The following is a 14391-nucleotide window of genomic DNA, read 5'->3' as shown; positions in this document are numbered from 1 at the left end:
ATGAAGATCTGCATCTACGGCGCCGGCGCCATCGGCGGATGGATCGGCGTCGGCCTTGCGCAGGCCGGCGAGCGGCTCAACGTGGTGGCGCGCGGCGCCACGCTCGAAGCGCTGCAGCAGGACGGCCTTTCGCTGATGCGCGGCGACGTGCGCACGCGCGTGCCGGTCAACGCGGTGGCCGACCCCGAGGCGCTCGGCACGCAGGACCTGGTGGTCATTGCCGTGAAGGCGCCCGCGCTGGCCGGCGTGGCCGAGCGCATCGGGCCGCTGATCGGGCCCGACACCCTCGTGCTGGTGGCCATGAACGGCGTGCCGTGGTGGTTTCTCGAAGGCGGCTTCGGCGGCGCCATCACCGGCCACCGCCTTGCGGCCGTGGACCCCGACGGCGCGATTGCAAGGGCCATTCCCTCGCGCAACGTGATCGGCTGCGTGGTACACGCGAGCTGCTCGCTCGATGCGCCGGGCGTGGTGCGGCATCACTTTGGCAACGGGCTGATCGTGGGCGAGCCTTCGGGCGAAGCCACGCCGCGCGTGCAGAAGCTGGTCGCGCTGCTGCAGGGCGCGGGCCTGGACGCCACGCTGTCGCCGCAGATCCAGAAGGACGTGTGGTTCAAGCTCTGGGGCAACATGACGGTGAACCCCATCAGCGCGCTCACGGGCGCCACCACCGACCTGATCATGGGCGACGACTACGTGCGCGGCTTCATCTCGGCCGTGATGCTCGAAGCCAAGGAAATCGGACACCGCATCGGCATCGAGATCACCCAGAGCCCCGAAGACCGGCATGCGGTGACGATGAAGCTCGGCGCGTTCAAGACCTCGATGCTGCAGGACGTGGAAGCCGGGCGTTCAGTCGAGCTCGATGCGCTGGTCACCGTGGTGCGGGAGCTGGGCGAGCTGACTGCGGTGGCCACGCCGTTCACCGATGCGCTGCTGGGGCTGGCGCGGCTGAAGATGCGGCGGCTCGGGCTGTACTGAGTCGCGCGGGGCGTCGGCGCATGCGCTTCAGAGCAGCCGCGGCGCCGGGATGGTGCGCCGCCGCGGCGTCTTCGGCGCGGGCTTCTTCAACGGAATCGGCTGCGGCAGGTCGCGGGCGTTGCGCAGGCGCGGCCCGGCCACCATGATCTTGTGCATGCGGTGGTCGTAGCGCAGGAACAGGCCCGAGACGCTGCCCACGTAGGCGTCGATCTTCATGTCGTTCGCGACGCCGTGGTCCTCGGGCGAGAAGCGGTCGGGCTCCATGTTGAAGCCCGCGCCCTTGTAGGCCGGATGCGTGTGGTAGTAGGCCACCGCCGTCGTGCCCTCGGGGCAGCCTCTGTTGCCGAGGCGGTGGCCGACGTCGACCGTGTTGGTGTCGCCCTCGCGCGGCGGCATCGCGAAGAACTGGTTGCCCTGCTGGCAGATCATGGCGCCGAACTCCTTGCGGCGTTCGATCGACTCGATCAGCACGGACTCGAGTGCGGCGCGTGCCGCCTCGGTGACGGTGTCGAAGAGTTCGTACTCGGGAGGGAATCCGGGAGCGGGAAGTGGTTCAGCCATGCCGCGAGTGTGGCGGCCGCACGGGCGCGCAACCATCCCACGGACAGCGTATGACGATCGGCAGGCCCTTGCTCCGCCCGCTTCATTCGCCGTCGGCAGGAGCGAAGGGCACGCGCGGCGCCACCGCGCACATGAGCTCGTAGCCGACGGTGCCGGCGGCCTGCGCGACCTCGTCGATGGGGAGCACCGCGCCGGTCACGGCCGAGCGGCCCCACAGCGTGACCTCGGTGCCGAATTTCGCCTCGGGCACGGGCGTGAGATCGACGGTGATCATGTCCATGCTCACGCGGCCCACCATGCGGGTGCGAACGCCGTTCACCAGCACCGGCGTGCCGGTGTTGCAGTGGCGCGGATAGCCGTCGGCATAGCCGACCGCGGCCACGCCGATGGTGAGCGGCCCCTCGGCCGTGAAGTTGGAGCCGTAGCCGATGGTGTCGCCGGCCTTCAGCGTCTGCACACCGATCAATTTGGTCGAGAGCGTCATGGTGGGCTGCAGCTGCCAGTGCGCCGCGTCATGCTCGGGAAAGTCGGGCGCGCTGCCGTACAGCACGATGCCCGGGCGCACCCAGTCGCCGCGGGTCTGGCGGGCATGGCGCAGGGTGGCGGCGCTGTTGGCAATGGAGCGCTCGCCCGGCAGGTCGTGGGTGGCGCGATCGAACACCTCCAGCTGGTGCGCGATGCCGCGCGCGCCGTCGGCGTCGCTGAAATGCGTCATCAGCGAGATCTCGTCGACCTGCGGCAGCGCGTTCAGGCGCGTCCAGGCCGAGCCGAAGCGCTCGGGCGCGAAGCCCAGGCGGTTCATGCCGGAATTCATCTTGAGGAACACGCGCTGCGGCTTGAGCGTCTTGTGGGCCGCGAGCATGTCGATCTGCTCGTCGCAGTGCACCGTGTGCCACAGGTCGAGCCGCGAGCACAGCTCCAGGTCGCGCGCATCGAACACGCCTTCGAGCAGCAGCACCGGGCCGCGCCAGCCGAGGGCGCGCACGCGTTCGGCTTCGGCCAGGTCGAGCAGCGCAAAGCCGTCCGCGCCGCGCAGGCCCTCATAGACCCGCTCGATGCCGTGGCCATAGGCATTGGCCTTGACCACGGCCCAGACGCGGGCATCGACCGCGGCACGCCGTGCCCGGTCGAGGTTGTGGCGAAGCGCGGCGGTGTGGACAGTGGCGAGAATGGGGCGCGGCATGGGTGGCGTCGAATGGTGGATGGATGGGGTTTTAGCATCTTCCCGGACAAGGCCGTCCAGGGTGGGAACGCTGATTTCGCTGTCGTACCCCCATGCTATAACCGCCCATTCGCCCAAAAGACGCGACACTTTCTCACTACTGCCAGCACCTCCCTGGCCAGCCAGCCCATCGATGAAGCGCGGTTTCTACACGATCATGTCGGCCCAGTTCTTTTCGTCGCTGGCCGACAACGCGATCTTTGTCGTGGCGGTCGAGCTCATGCGAAGCACGGGAGCGGCCGAATGGCAGCGCGCGGCGCTGGTGCCGATCTTCGCCGTCTTCTACGTGGTGCTGGCGCCGCTGGTGGGCGCCTTTGCCGACGCCTTGCCCAAGGGGCGGGTGATGTTCATCAGCAACGCGATCAAGGTGGTCGGCTGCCTGATGATGCTGTTCGGCTCGCATCCGCTGCTGTCGTACTCGATCGTGGGGCTGGGCGCCGCGGCCTATTCGCCGGCCAAGTACGGCATCCTGACCGAGCTCCTGCCGGCTTCGCAGTTGGTAAAAGCCAACGGCTGGATCGAAGGGCTCACCATCGCCTCGATCCTGCTGGGCATCGTGCTCGGCGGCTCGCTGGTGGGCCATGCGGTCTCCAGCCAGCTGCTGTCCTTCGACATGCCGCTGATCGACACGGGGGTCGATTCGCCGGCCGAGGCGGCCATCTCGGTGCTGATCTTCGTCTACGCGCTGGCGGCCTGGTTCAACACGCGCATTCCGCACACCGGCGTCGAGATGCGGCCGCTGCGCGCCAATCCGGCGCATGGCCTGGCGCGCAACATGTTCTCGCTGCTGCCCGACTTCTGGCACTGCAACGCACGCCTGTGGCGCGACAAGCTGGGCCAGATCTCGCTGGCCACCACCACGCTGTTCTGGGGCGCGGGCGCCAACCTCAAGTACATCGTGCTGGCCTGGGCCGCGCTCGCGCTCGACTACAACACCACGCAGGCCACGGCGCTCACCGGCGTGGTCACCATCGGCATGGCGGTGGGCGCCATCGTCGCGTCGATGCGCATGCGGCTGGACATGGCCACGCGCGTGATTCCCATGGGCATCGGCATGGGGCTGCTGGTCATCAGCATGAACCTGATCAGCAATGTCTGGATCGCGGTGCCCTTTCTCATCCTGCTGGGCGGGCTGGGCGGCTTCCTGGTGGTGCCGATGAACGCGCTGCTGCAGCACCGCGGCCACAACCTGATGGGCGCGGGCCGCTCGATTGCCGTGCAGAACTTCAACGAACAGGCCTGCATCCTGCTGCTCGGCGGCTTCTACAGCGCCTGCACCGGCCTGGGCCTGTCGGCCTTCGCGGCCATCGGCGCCTTCGGCGGCGTGGTGGCGGGCTGCATGTGGCTGATCCAGCGCTGGCATCATCACAACCTGCGCAAGTACCCCGAAGAAGTCGAGCACCTGCTCGCCATCGCCCGCAGCGACAAGCATCATTGACCTCCCCCAGGCTGCGCGCACTTCGTGTCGCTTCGCCCACCCCCTCACCGGGGGCAACACCGGTGGCCCGGCGAAGCCGGTTCCACGGTGTTCCACGAAAAAATTCCGCCCTATGCCCGCGCTTGCACTGATCTTCAATGCCTTTGTCTGGGGCGTTTCGTGGTTTCCCTTTCGCCACATCGAAAGCCACGGGCTGCATCCCGTCTGGACCACCTGCATCATCTACGTGGCAATCTCGCTGGCGATGGGCTTCTTTCGCCGGCATGCCTGGCGCGGCTTCGCGGCGTATCCGATGCTCGTGCTGCTGGGCCTGGCGGCAGGCTTCACCAACCTGGGCTTCAACTGGGCGGTGACGCAGGGCGACGTGGTGCGCGTGGTGCTGCTGTTCTACCTGATGCCGCTGTGGAGCGTGCTGCTGGGCTGGGCCGTGCTGGGCGAGCGGCCCACCGGCGGCGCGCTCGCACGCGTGGCGCTGGCGCTGACCGGCGTGGCCGTGGTGCTCAAGACGCCCGGCGTCGAATGGCCCGTGCCTTCGAGCCTGCCGGACTGGCTGGGCCTGGCGGCCGGTTTCAGCTTTGCCGTGACCAACATCGTGCTGCGGCACCTGCGCGACGCGCCCGGCGAATCGCGCGCGCTGGCCATGTTCTGCGGATGTGCGGCGGTGGCCGGCATCGCGGCGGCGGCCGGCACCCTGCTGGGCGCCTTCGGCTCCCCGCTCGCCGCGCAGCCGGGCTGGATCGGATGGGCGGCCTTGCTGGGCACCGGCTTCGTGGTGGCCAATGTCTGCCTGCAGTACGGCGCGGCCCGGCTGGCAGCCAGCGCCACGGCGGTGATCATGCTGTCGGAGGTGCTGTTCGCCAGCGTCTCTTCCGTGGCGCTGGGCGCGGCCCAGATGGATCCGCGCATCCTGGCGGGCGGCGCGCTGATCGTGCTGGCGGCCGTGTGGTCGGCGTTTGCGCGAACGCCGGTGCAGGGCGATGATCGGCTTTCGTCCCCCACCTGACCGAGGCATCGCCATGACCACCAGCATCTACGACTTCGAAGCCAACCGGATCGACGGCCAGAACGTGAAGCTCTCGGACTTCCGCGGCAAGGTGCTGCTGATCGTCAACACGGCCAGCCAATGCGGCTTCACGCCGCAGTTCGCCGGACTCGAGGAACTGCACGAAAAGTACGCCAGCCAGGGGCTGGTGGTGCTGGGCTTTCCGTCGAACCAGTTCGGCTCGCAGGATCCGGGCAGCAACGAGGAAATCGGCGCCTTCTGCACCACCAACTACGGCGTGAGTTTTCCGATGATGGAAAAGATCGACGTCAACGGCAGCAACGCCGCGCCGCTCTACCAGTGGCTCACCAAGGAGAAGCCGGGCCTCCTGGGCAGCACGGCCATCAAGTGGAACTTCACCAAGTTCCTGGTCGGCCGCGACGGGCGGGTGCTCAAGCGCTATGCGCCGCTGGACACGCCCGCGTCAATCGCGCGCGACATCGAGGCGGCGCTGGCGGCGGGCTGAATCGAGGCCCGGTCAGAACCTGAAATCGACGGTCCTGGAGCCGCCGCCCACCGTCACCGTCTGGCTCTTGGCGCTGCCGGCCATCGCGGCGTCGATGGTGTAGCGGCCCGCGGGCAGGTCGACCAGGCAGACCGGCCCGCTCGCGCGCAAGGCCAGCGAAGGCGCGCCGCCGGCGCCCTTGATGTCGACCTGCACATCCGCCAGGTAAGCGCCGTCGGAGCGCGCGAAGAGCAGCGCCAGCGGATGGTCTTTCATGGCGGCGCGCATGGCAGTCGATTCGTCCGAGCCGATGCCGCCGCAGACATAGCGCACCGCGCCCTCGCCCTTCCATTGCGGCATGGCCGACTGGGCCTGCGCACCCACGGCGCCGGCCGCGCATGCCAGCGCCAGCAAGGCACGCCGTAAGTGCTTCTTCGGAACGATGGAAGCTGCTTGAACAGAAGACATGAGGCTTGCTCCTTGGAAAAACGGTGCCGCCATGATGCGGTGCAAAGCGCGCTGGCGCGAGTCGGACCAGGGCGCTCTTCGGTGTGCGCGATCAGGCCGCTGCCAGCGCCGCGTCCAGCAGTTCCACCCAGTGCCGCACGGGTGTCTTCTGGCTGCCGCTTTGCAGGTGCGTGATGCAGCCGATGTTGGCCGAGGCGATGACGCTCGGCTGCAGCTGCTCCAGGTGCCCGAGCTTGCGGTCGCGCAGCGGGTGGGCCAGCTCGGGCTGCAGCACCGAGTAGGTGCCGGCCGAGCCGCAGCACAGGTGCGATTCGTTCAGGGCCACGCGCACGTCGAAGCCGAGTGCGCGCAAATGTGTTTCGACGCCGCCGCGCAGCTTCTGGCCATGCTGCAGCGTGCAGGGCGGGTGGTAGGCGACCACGCCCTGCGGCGCATGCACGCGCGCCTTCAGGGCCGGCACCAGGTCGGGCAGCAGTTCGCTCAGATCGTGCGTCAGCTCGCTGATGCGCGCGGCCTTGGCGGCATAGGCCGGGTCGTGCTGCAGGATGTGGCCGTACTCGCGCACCGTGACGCCGCAGCCCGAGGCGTTCATCACGATGGCTTCGACCTCGTTGCGCTCCACCATCGGCCACCAGGCATCGATGTTGGCGCGCATCTGCGCCTTGCCGCCCTCCTGGTCGTTGAGGTGGAACTTCACGGCGCCGCAGCAGCCGGCCTCGGGCGCGATCACGGCCTGGATGCCGGCCGCATCGAGCACGCGCGCGGTGGCGCTGTTGATGTTGGGCATCATCGCGGGCTGCACGCAGCCCGCGAGCATCAGCACCTTGCGCGCATGCGTGGCGGTGGGCCAGGCGCCGGCCTCCTGTTTGGCCGGCACCTTGGCCTTGAGCGCATCGGGCAGCAGGCCGCGCACCGCCTGGCCGAGCGCCATCGCCGGGCCGAACAGCGGCGACGGCAGCCCTTCCTTCAGCAGCCAGCGCGTGGCCGATTCCATGGCGGGGCGCGGCACTTTCTCGTCGACGATCCTGCGGCCGATGTCGACCAGGTGGCCGTACTGCACGCCGCTCGGGCAGGTGCTCTCGCAGTTGCGGCAGGTCAGGCAGCGGTCCAGGTGCAGCTGCGTGCTGCGCGTGGGGGCCTTGCCTTCGAGCACCTGCTTGATCAGGTAGATGCGCCCGCGCGGGCCGTCGAGCTCGTCGCCGAGCAATTGGTAGGTGGGGCAGGTGGCAGTGCAGAAGCCGCAGTGCACGCATTTGCGCAGGATGGCTTCGGCTTCGCGGCCTTCGTCGGTGCCGCGGAATTCGGGGGCGAGTTCGGTTTGCATCGCGGGGGTTTCTTGGTTTTTTTAAGCGCCGGCGAGCAGCCGTGCGCGATCGAAGATGCGGTGCGGATCGAACTCGTGCATCAGCGCCTGGTGGATGCGGGCCACGGGTGCGCTCAGTGCGTCGAAGCGCGGCACGCGGCTGTCCGCGGCGTGGCCGGCGGGCATGCGGAACAGCGTGGCGTGCCCGCCGGCCGCGCGTGCGGCTTCGCGGATGCGCGCGGCCTGCGCGGGCGGCGCCTGGTACCAGCGCTGCCCGCCATGCCATTCGACCAGCGGCGCCTCGCCATCGCCCCATGCAATCGCCGATGCGGTCTGCGGCACCGACAGGCGCCACAGTGCGTTCGGGCCCGCGCCGAACCAGGGCAGCTGCTGGTCGCGCAGCGCCTGCCAGTGCGCCGCGGCGTGCGCGTTGTCCTTGCGCTCGCCGCCGAGATGCGCGCAGGCGGCCTCCACCGCCGCAACCGCGCCGCGCAGGCGCAGCTGCAGCATGCCGGCGCCCGCCTGTTCGAACCAGCAGCTCGCGTTGAGCGGCAGCGGCCGGCCGCCCCACTCGTTGAGCAGGCGCAGCGCATCCGCCTGGCTGCAGTCGAAGGCCAGCGTGGCCTCGGCGGGCGCGACAGGCAGCACCTTGAGGCTCACCTCGGCAATCACGCCCAGCGTGCCGAGCGATCCCGCCAGCACGCGCGAGACGTCGTAGCCCGCCACGTTCTTCATCACCTGGCCGCCGAATGTGAGCACGTCGCCGCGGCCGTTGACGAGCGTGGCGCCCAGCACGTAGTCGCGCACCGCGCCCACGCTGGCGCGCGCCGGGCCGCTGAGCCCCGCGGCCACCATGCCGCCCACGGTGCCCGCACCCGCCGCGCCGAAGTGCGGCGGCTCGAAGGGCAGGCATTGCCCTTTTTCGGCCAGCACGGCTTCGAGCTCGGCAAGCGGCGTGCCGCCGCGCACGGTGACCACCAGTTCACTGGGTTCGTAGCTCGTGATGCCGGTGAGCGCGGTGGTGCTCAGGATTTCGCCGTGCGGCGTCTCGCCATGAAAGTCCTTGGTGCCACCGCCGCGGATGCGAAGCGGCGTGGCATCGGCGGCCGCGGCGCGGATGCGTTCGGCGATCTGGCTGAGGGCGGGTTCCATGGTCTGCGTTGTTTTCTTGTCGTCGTTCTCAGAAGCGCGGCAGGTCGGGATGCGGCAGCCGGCCGCCGCGCACCACCTGCTTGCCGTATTCGGCGCAGCGCTGCAGCGTGGGAATCACCTTGCCGGGGTTCAGCAGGCCGGCCGGATCGAAGGCGCGCTTGATGCCAAACATCTGCTCGTTCTCGGCCGCGGTGAACTGCACGCACATGCTGTTGAGCTTTTCCACGCCCACGCCATGCTCGCCCGACACGGTGCCGCCCATGGCCACGCTGGTCTCGAGGATGTCGGCGCCGAAGAGCTCGCAGCGGTGCAGCTCGTCGGGGTCGTTGGCATCGAACAGCACCAGCGGATGCAGGTTGCCGTCGCCGGCGTGGAACACGTTGCAGCAGCGCAATCCGTACTTCTTCTCCATCTGCTGGATGGCCAGCAGGATGTCGGCCAGGCGCTTGCGCGGAATGGTGGAATCGAGGCACATGTAGTCGGGGCTGATGCGGCCCGACGCGGGGAACGCGTTCTTGCGGCCGCTCCAGAACTTCATGCGCTCTTCCTCGCTGCTGCTCACCGCAATGGCAGTGGCGCCGCAGGAGCGCAGCACGGCCGTCATGCGGCCGATTTCTTCTTCCACTTCCTCGGCGGTGCCGTCGGATTCGCACAGCAGGATCGCGGCCGCGTCGAGGTCGTAGCCCGCGTGCACGAAGTCTTCGACGGCAGCGGTCATGGGCTTGTCCATCATCTCGAGCCCCGCGGGAATGATGCCGGCCGCAATCACCGCGGCCACCGCATCGCCCGCCTTGCGCACGTCGTCGAAGCTGGCCATGATGCAGCGCGCGACCTGCGGCTTGGGCACCAGCTTGACGCTGACCTCGGTGGTCACGGCCAGCATGCCTTCGCTGCCGATGACCAGCGCGAGCAGGTCCAGGCCCGGCGCGTCGAGCGCCTCGCCGCCGAATTCAATGGGCTCGCCCTCGGCCGTGAAGCCGCGCACGCGCAGCACGTTGTGCAGCGTGAGGCCGTATTTCAGGCAGTGCACGCCGCCCGAGTTCTCGGCCACGTTGCCGCCGATGGTGCAGGCAATCTGGCTCGACGGATCGGGCGCGTAGTAGAGGTTGAAGGGCGCAGCGGCTTCGCTGATGGCAAGGTTGCGCACGCCGCACTGCACGACGGCCGTTCGGCTCACCGGGTCGATCTTCAGGATGCGGTTGAATTTGGCGAGCGACAGCGTCACGCCCAGCGCATGCGGCATGGCGCCGCCCGAAAGCCCGGTGCCCGCACCGCGTGCCACCACGGGCACGCCGAGCTGGTGGCAGGTCTTGAGCACCGCGGCCACCTGCGCCTCGGTCTCGGGCAGGGCCACCACCAGCGGGCGCTGGCGGTAGGCGGTGAGGCCGTCGCATTCGTAGGGTGTGGTGTCCTCGGCGTGCCAGATGAGCGCGTGCGCCGGCAGGTGGGCCTGCAGGGCGCGCACGATCTGCGACTGGCGGTCGGTTTTCTGCAGCGAATCGTGCTGGACGGCGGTGAGCGGCGCGTTCATAGGTGTCTCTCGTGGTGCCCTGCACTCTACGCAAAATGCGGCGCGGCCGGGTTGAAGCTTTTTTGCGCGGCGCTTGAGAGAACTTTGCCGAATGCAGCGGCCGGCCGCCGGTTCAGCGCAGGCTCTGTGCGAGCCAGTCCACAAACGCCGCGCATTCCCAGCGATCGAGCGTGCCTGGCTGCCAGCAGATGGTGTGGCGGTGCGGCGAGGGCACGGGCCGGTCGGACAGCGGCACCAGCCGGCCCGATTCGAACCAGGCGGCGCCCATCTTCTGGCGCACCAGCGCGACGCCGAAGCCGCTGGCCGCGGCGTCGTAGACCAGGCCCAGGTCGTTGAACTGGGAGCCGACGTGCGGCTCGGGCTGGTCGAGGCCGCAGCTTGCAAACCAGGTGCCCCAGGGTTCGAGCGGGCTGCGGATCAGCCGGGCGCTGGCAATCTCCGCCGCGGTGCAAAAGCCGTCGAACGGGCCGAACTCGTTGAGGTAGCTCGGGCTGCAGGCGGGCAGCACCTCTTCATCGAGCAGCAGCCGGTGTTCGCAGTCGGCGTACGCGCCGCTGCCGTAGCGCACCTCGAGGTCGGCCTGCTCGGCCGTCACGTCGAGCAGCGGAATGGACACCTGCAGCACCAGCTCGATGTCGGGGTAGATGTTGCGGAACAGTTCGAGCCGCGGCATCAGGAACACGCGGCTGAAGGTGGGCGTGACGGCAATGCGCAGGCGCGTGGCGCGCGTCGCCGCGTTGCCAAGCGGCGTGGCCTGCAGCGCAGCAAGGCCGGTGCGCACGTTGGCAAGGTAGGCCGCGCCGTCGGCCGTGAGGCTGAAGTCGCCACGGCCGAAGAGCTTGAAGCCCACGTGCGCCTCGAGCTGGCGGATGCGGTGGCTCACGGCGCTGGCGGTCACGCACAGCTCGTCGGCCGCGCGGCCCGCATGCCGCAGCCGCGCCACGGCCTCGAAGGTCAGCAGGCACTGGATGGGCGGGATGTGCTGCAGGGCCATGCGGGGAAGCCGCTCAATCTTCGAAGAAGGCAACCGGCAGGCCGGGCGTGTCGACCTGCATGGCAATCACGCTGCCCGAGGCCGGCAACCGCTCGATCTCGGCGGCGGGGCGGCCCTTGCGGGCGGTGGTGACGAAGAGCGTCTTCAGGTCATCGCCGCCGAAGCAGGGCATGGTCGGGCATTGGGCCGGAACGGGAACGGCGGCCACGATCTCGCCTGAAGGCGCAAGGCGCAGCAACTGGGCGCCTTCGAACATCGCGACCCAGTAGTGGCCCTGCGCATCGACCGTGGCGCCATCGGGGCGGCCTTCGTAGCAAAGCGTCGGCGAATCGGGGGTCCAGCCTTCGGGCTTGGCGTCGAACTGGCGGAACACGCGAGGCTGCGAGAGCGTGTTGGCCTCGGCGTCCCAGTTCCAGGCGCGCACCTGGTGCGCGGGCGTATCGGCCCAGTACAGGGTGCGCGCATCGGGCGAGAACGCGAGCCCGTTGGCCGTCGTCACCTGGCTGGCCATCTGCGTGAGGGTCGGCGCCACGCCGGTGCCGGGGCGCGCATCGAGGCAATAGAGCGCGGCGCTGGCGCGGTCTTTCGCCTCGTTGATCGAACCGCTCCAGAAGCGGCCGAGCGCATCGCACTTGCCGTCGTTGAAGCGCATGGTGCGCACGTCGTGTTCCACGCGCGTGATGGCGACGAGTTCACCGCCCCACTCGCGCGCCCGGTAGATGCCGTCGCGCAGCGCAATCACGAGGCCGCCGCTGCGCGCCGGCGCCATGCAGCCGGGCTCGGTGGGCAGGGCCCAGCGCTCGACCTTGGCGGAGGCCGTGCCGATGTCGCCGCGCGTGCGCAGCACCGCGCGGCCCGGGATGTCGAGCCAGTAAAGGGCGCGTTCCCGCGGATGCCAGAACGGCGATTCGCCGAGCTCGCAGAGGCTGTTGTCGATGGAGGTCCACATGCCCGGAATTGTGCATGCGCGGACATCGCCGCTCCAGAGGAAAAACGCAGGCAAAAAAAAGCCCGCTGACGCCGAAGCGCTCGCGGGCTGAACATCCAAAGGAGACCTCGCTGAAAAAATCGTTCCGTGTAGTTCTTATAGCCAGCCTGTGCGTCGTATGCCTTCTTCCAGAAACACCGCGGAACCGGCTTTGCCGGGCCGCTGGTGTTGCCCCCAGCAGGGGGGTTGGCGAAGCGACACGAAGTGCGCGAAGACTGGGGGGTTGCCTATTGCTTTGGGGTTACCTGTTATATGCGGTCTCGCCGTGCGAGGAGATGTCGAGGCCTTCGCGCTCTTCTTCTTCCGACACACGCAGGCCGATGGTGAGGTCGGCGATCTTGAAGGCAATGAACGCCACCACGCCCGACCACACGATGGTCAGCAGCACGCCCTTGAGCTGGATCCAGACCTGGGCGCCGATGCCGTTGGACACGATGCTGGCCGTGACCCAGTCGCCCACGAGGCCGGGGCCGCCGAGTGCCTGGGTGTTGAACACGCCGGTGAGCAGCGCGCCGACGATGCCGCCGACACCGTGCACGCCGAACACGTCGAGCGAGTCGTCCGCGCCGAGCATCTTCTTCAGGCCGTTGACGCCCCAGAGGCAGGCGAAGCCGGCGATGAAGCCGATGATGATCGCGCCCATCAGGCCGACGTTGCCGGCGGCCGGGGTGATGGCCACGAGGCCCGCCACGGCGCCCGAAGCGGCACCCAGCATCGAAGCCTTGCCGCGCATCAGCGCTTCACCGATGCACCATGCGAGCACGGCGGCTGCCGTGGCGGTGAAGGTGTTCATGAAGGCGAGCACGGCGCTGGTGCCGGCTTCGAGGGCCGAACCTGCGTTGAAGCCGAACCAGCCGACCCACAGCAGCGAAGCGCCGACCATGGTGAGCGTGAGCGAGTGCGGCGTGAAGGCTTCCTTGCCGTAGCCCACGCGCTTGCCGATCACGTAGGCGCCGACCAGGCCCGCCACGGCGGCGTTGATGTGCACCACGGTGCCGCCCGCGAAGTCGAGCGCGCCCCACTGCCAGATCAGGCCGGCCTTGGCGTTGTTGGCATCCACCACGTTGGCGGCGGTGTAGGCATCGGGGCCGAGCCAGAACCAGACCATGTGCGCGAGCGGCGCATAGCTGAAGGTGAACCAGATCACCATGAACAGCAGCACGGCCGAGAACTTGGCGCGCTCCGCGAAGGCACCCACGATCAGGCAGCAGGTGATGCCGGCGAAGGTGGCCTGGAAGGCGGCGAACAGCAGCTCGGGGATGTAGACGCCCTTGCTGAAGGTGGCGCCGGGCGCGAACACGCCGGTGGCCGGATCGAATACGCCCTTCATGAAGAGCCGGTCGAAGCCGCCGATGAAGGCATTCCCCTCGGTGAACGCCAGGCTGTAGCCATAGATGAGCCACAGCACGACGATCAGCGAGAAGGTGACCATCACCTGCATCAGCACCGACAGCATGTTCTTGCTGCGCACCAGGCCGCCGTAGAACAGCGCCAGGCCGGGAATGGTCATCATGATGACGAGCAGCGTGGACAGCATCATCCAGCTGGTGTCACCCTTGTTGAAGGAAGGAGCGGCAGGAGCCGCGGCGGGCGCTGCTTCGGCAGTGGCAGCAGCAGCCGGGGCGGCCGCGGGTGCCGGAGCGGCGGCTGCGGGCGCGGATGCCGCGGCGGGCGCCTCGGGCGTGGCAGCAGGCGCCTGGGCGAAGCTCGCCGTGCCTGCAGCGAGCAGGCTCAGGCCGAGCGCGAGAGAAACAAGCAGTTTTTTCATGGTTGTTGTTTTCCGGGCTGGATCAGAGGGCTTCGCGACCGGTTTCGCCGGTGCGGATGCGAACGACCTGCTCGAGGTTGTAGACAAAAATCTTTCCATCGCCGATCTTGCCGGTGCGCGCCGCACCCTCCACGGCTTCGATCACGCGGTCGACGAGGTCGTCGGACACCGCTGCCTCGATCTTGACCTTGGGCAGGAAGTCGACCACGTACTCCGCGCCGCGATACAGCTCGGTGTGGCCCTTCTGGCGGCCGAAGCCCTTGACCTCCGTGACCGTGATGCCCTGCACGCCGATGGCCGAGAGGGCTTCGCGCACCTCGTCGAGCTTGAACGGTTTGATGATGGCTGTGACCAGCTTCATGACTTTCTCCTTCTTGGATGGAATGGGTGGTGCGACAGCTTGGGCCGCACCTTGTTCTTGTGCCCGCTTACAGGGTCTTGCTGAGCGTAACGATGAAGCGCGCCTTGTTGGGCGAGTAGTACTGCTCGCCGATGGGGCCA

At 68.6% G+C, this 14391-nt stretch carries 14 protein-coding genes; 4 read left to right on the top strand and 10 right to left on the bottom strand.

Annotated features, from left to right (window positions below; translation table 11 throughout):
* Nucleotides 1-978 carry a 2-dehydropantoate 2-reductase gene (locus tag EJO66_RS13455; protein ID WP_124958336.1) on the top strand — a complete coding sequence of 326 codons (978 nt, stop codon included), beginning with the start codon at nt 1-3 and terminating at the stop codon, nt 976-978.
* Nucleotides 979-1005: 27 nt separating this feature from the next.
* On the opposite strand, the gene EJO66_RS13450 is transcribed toward EJO66_RS13455, so the two are convergent.
* Both EJO66_RS13450 and alr read right to left on the bottom strand, forming a co-directional pair.
* Nucleotides 1006-1539 carry a DUF4329 domain-containing protein gene (locus EJO66_RS13450; protein ID WP_164547825.1) on the bottom strand — a complete coding sequence of 178 codons (534 nt, stop codon included), beginning with the start codon at nt 1537-1539 and terminating at the stop codon, nt 1006-1008.
* An 82-nt stretch (nt 1540-1621) separates the two neighbouring features.
* Nucleotides 1622-2722 (bottom strand): alanine racemase, encoded by a 1101-nt coding sequence (gene alr / locus EJO66_RS13445; protein ID WP_124958334.1) that lies wholly within the window; start codon nt 2720-2722, stop codon nt 1622-1624.
* A gap of 172 nt (nt 2723-2894) precedes the next feature.
* Here alr and lplT point away from each other — a divergent pair, with 172 nt between their 5' ends.
* The 3 genes from lplT to EJO66_RS13425 all read left to right on the top strand — a co-directional run bounded on the left by lplT (nt 2895) and on the right by EJO66_RS13425 (nt 5707).
* On the top strand, nt 2895-4199 hold the full coding sequence (gene lplT, locus EJO66_RS13440) for a lysophospholipid transporter LplT (RefSeq protein ID WP_124958333.1): 1305 nt from the start codon (nt 2895-2897) through the stop codon (nt 4197-4199).
* A 112-nt stretch (nt 4200-4311) separates the two neighbouring features.
* Complete coding sequence (locus EJO66_RS13430; RefSeq protein WP_124958332.1) at nt 4312-5202, top strand: DMT family transporter; 891 nt, start codon at nt 4312-4314, stop codon at nt 5200-5202.
* 13 nt (nt 5203-5215) lie between these two features.
* Nucleotides 5216-5707, top strand: a complete 492-nt coding sequence (locus EJO66_RS13425; RefSeq protein WP_124958331.1) for a glutathione peroxidase — start codon at nt 5216-5218, stop codon at nt 5705-5707.
* Between the two features lie 12 nt (nt 5708-5719).
* On the opposite strand, the gene EJO66_RS13420 is transcribed toward EJO66_RS13425, so the two are convergent.
* The 8 genes from EJO66_RS13420 to glnK all read right to left on the bottom strand — a co-directional run bounded on the left by EJO66_RS13420 (nt 5720) and on the right by glnK (nt 14251).
* A complete protein-coding gene (locus tag EJO66_RS13420; protein ID WP_124958330.1) occupies nt 5720-6154 on the bottom strand; it encodes a carboxypeptidase regulatory-like domain-containing protein in 435 nt (144 codons plus the stop codon).
* Between the two features lie 91 nt (nt 6155-6245).
* Nucleotides 6246-7478 (bottom strand): glycolate oxidase subunit GlcF, encoded by a 1233-nt coding sequence (gene glcF / locus EJO66_RS13415; protein WP_124958329.1) that lies wholly within the window; start codon nt 7476-7478, stop codon nt 6246-6248.
* Nucleotides 7479-7499: 21 nt separating this feature from the next.
* Nucleotides 7500-8609: a glycolate oxidase subunit GlcE gene (gene glcE / locus EJO66_RS13410; protein WP_124958328.1), complete on the bottom strand. Its 1110-nt coding sequence runs from the start codon at nt 8607-8609 to the stop codon at nt 7500-7502.
* Nucleotides 8610-8637: 28 nt separating this feature from the next.
* A complete protein-coding gene (locus EJO66_RS13405; RefSeq protein ID WP_124958327.1) occupies nt 8638-10140 on the bottom strand; it encodes an FAD-linked oxidase C-terminal domain-containing protein in 1503 nt (500 codons plus the stop codon).
* Between the two features lie 112 nt (nt 10141-10252).
* Entirely contained in the window at nt 10253-11134 is an 882-nt protein-coding gene (locus tag EJO66_RS13400) for a LysR substrate-binding domain-containing protein (protein WP_124958326.1), read from the bottom strand.
* A 13-nt stretch (nt 11135-11147) separates the two neighbouring features.
* A complete protein-coding gene (locus EJO66_RS13395) occupies nt 11148-12083 on the bottom strand; it encodes an SMP-30/gluconolactonase/LRE family protein (protein ID WP_124958325.1) in 936 nt (311 codons plus the stop codon).
* Between the two features lie 280 nt (nt 12084-12363).
* Nucleotides 12364-13890 carry an ammonium transporter gene (locus EJO66_RS13385; protein WP_124958324.1) on the bottom strand — a complete coding sequence of 509 codons (1527 nt, stop codon included), beginning with the start codon at nt 13888-13890 and terminating at the stop codon, nt 12364-12366.
* Between the two features lie 22 nt (nt 13891-13912).
* The gene (gene glnK / locus EJO66_RS13380) at nt 13913-14251 is read right to left on the bottom strand and encodes a P-II family nitrogen regulator (RefSeq protein ID WP_007833403.1); all 339 of its coding nucleotides are present in this window, start codon (nt 14249-14251) and stop codon (nt 13913-13915) included.
* Nucleotides 14252-14391: the final 140 nt, after the last annotated feature.

The organism is Variovorax beijingensis, assembly GCF_003951285.1.
GTDB lineage: Bacteria > Pseudomonadota > Gammaproteobacteria > Burkholderiales > Burkholderiaceae_C > Variovorax > Variovorax beijingensis.
Note: the sequence above shows the minus strand (reverse complement) of the source record. Positions and strands in the feature narration are given on the sequence as shown.

Excerpts from the sequence above, each read along its gene's own strand:
- EJO66_RS13420 (WP_124958330.1), bottom strand. The coding sequence starts at position 6,154 with ATGTCTTCTGTTCAAGCAGCTTCCATCGTTCCGAAGAAGCACTTACGG.
- EJO66_RS13400 (WP_124958326.1), bottom strand. The coding sequence starts at position 11,134 with ATGGCCCTGCAGCACATCCCGCCCATCCAGTGCCTGCTGACCTTCGAG.
- EJO66_RS13405 (WP_124958327.1), bottom strand. The coding sequence starts at position 10,140 with ATGAACGCGCCGCTCACCGCCGTCCAGCACGATTCGCTGCAGAAAACC.
- EJO66_RS13395 (WP_124958325.1), bottom strand. The coding sequence starts at position 12,083 with ATGTGGACCTCCATCGACAACAGCCTCTGCGAGCTCGGCGAATCGCCG.
- glcE (WP_124958328.1), bottom strand. The coding sequence starts at position 8,609 with ATGGAACCCGCCCTCAGCCAGATCGCCGAACGCATCCGCGCCGCGGCC.
- lplT (WP_124958333.1), top strand. The coding sequence starts at position 2,895 with ATGAAGCGCGGTTTCTACACGATCATGTCGGCCCAGTTCTTTTCGTCG.
- EJO66_RS13430 (WP_124958332.1), top strand. The coding sequence starts at position 4,312 with ATGCCCGCGCTTGCACTGATCTTCAATGCCTTTGTCTGGGGCGTTTCG.
- glcF (WP_124958329.1), bottom strand. The coding sequence starts at position 7,478 with ATGCAAACCGAACTCGCCCCCGAATTCCGCGGCACCGACGAAGGCCGC.
- EJO66_RS13450 (WP_164547825.1), bottom strand. The coding sequence starts at position 1,539 with ATGGCTGAACCACTTCCCGCTCCCGGATTCCCTCCCGAGTACGAACTC.
- EJO66_RS13385 (WP_124958324.1), bottom strand. The coding sequence starts at position 13,890 with ATGAAAAAACTGCTTGTTTCTCTCGCGCTCGGCCTGAGCCTGCTCGCT.
- alr (WP_124958334.1), bottom strand. The coding sequence starts at position 2,722 with ATGCCGCGCCCCATTCTCGCCACTGTCCACACCGCCGCGCTTCGCCAC.
- EJO66_RS13425 (WP_124958331.1), top strand. The coding sequence starts at position 5,216 with ATGACCACCAGCATCTACGACTTCGAAGCCAACCGGATCGACGGCCAG.
- glnK (WP_007833403.1), bottom strand. The coding sequence starts at position 14,251 with ATGAAGCTGGTCACAGCCATCATCAAACCGTTCAAGCTCGACGAGGTG.
- EJO66_RS13455 (WP_124958336.1), top strand. The coding sequence starts at position 1 with ATGAAGATCTGCATCTACGGCGCCGGCGCCATCGGCGGATGGATCGGC.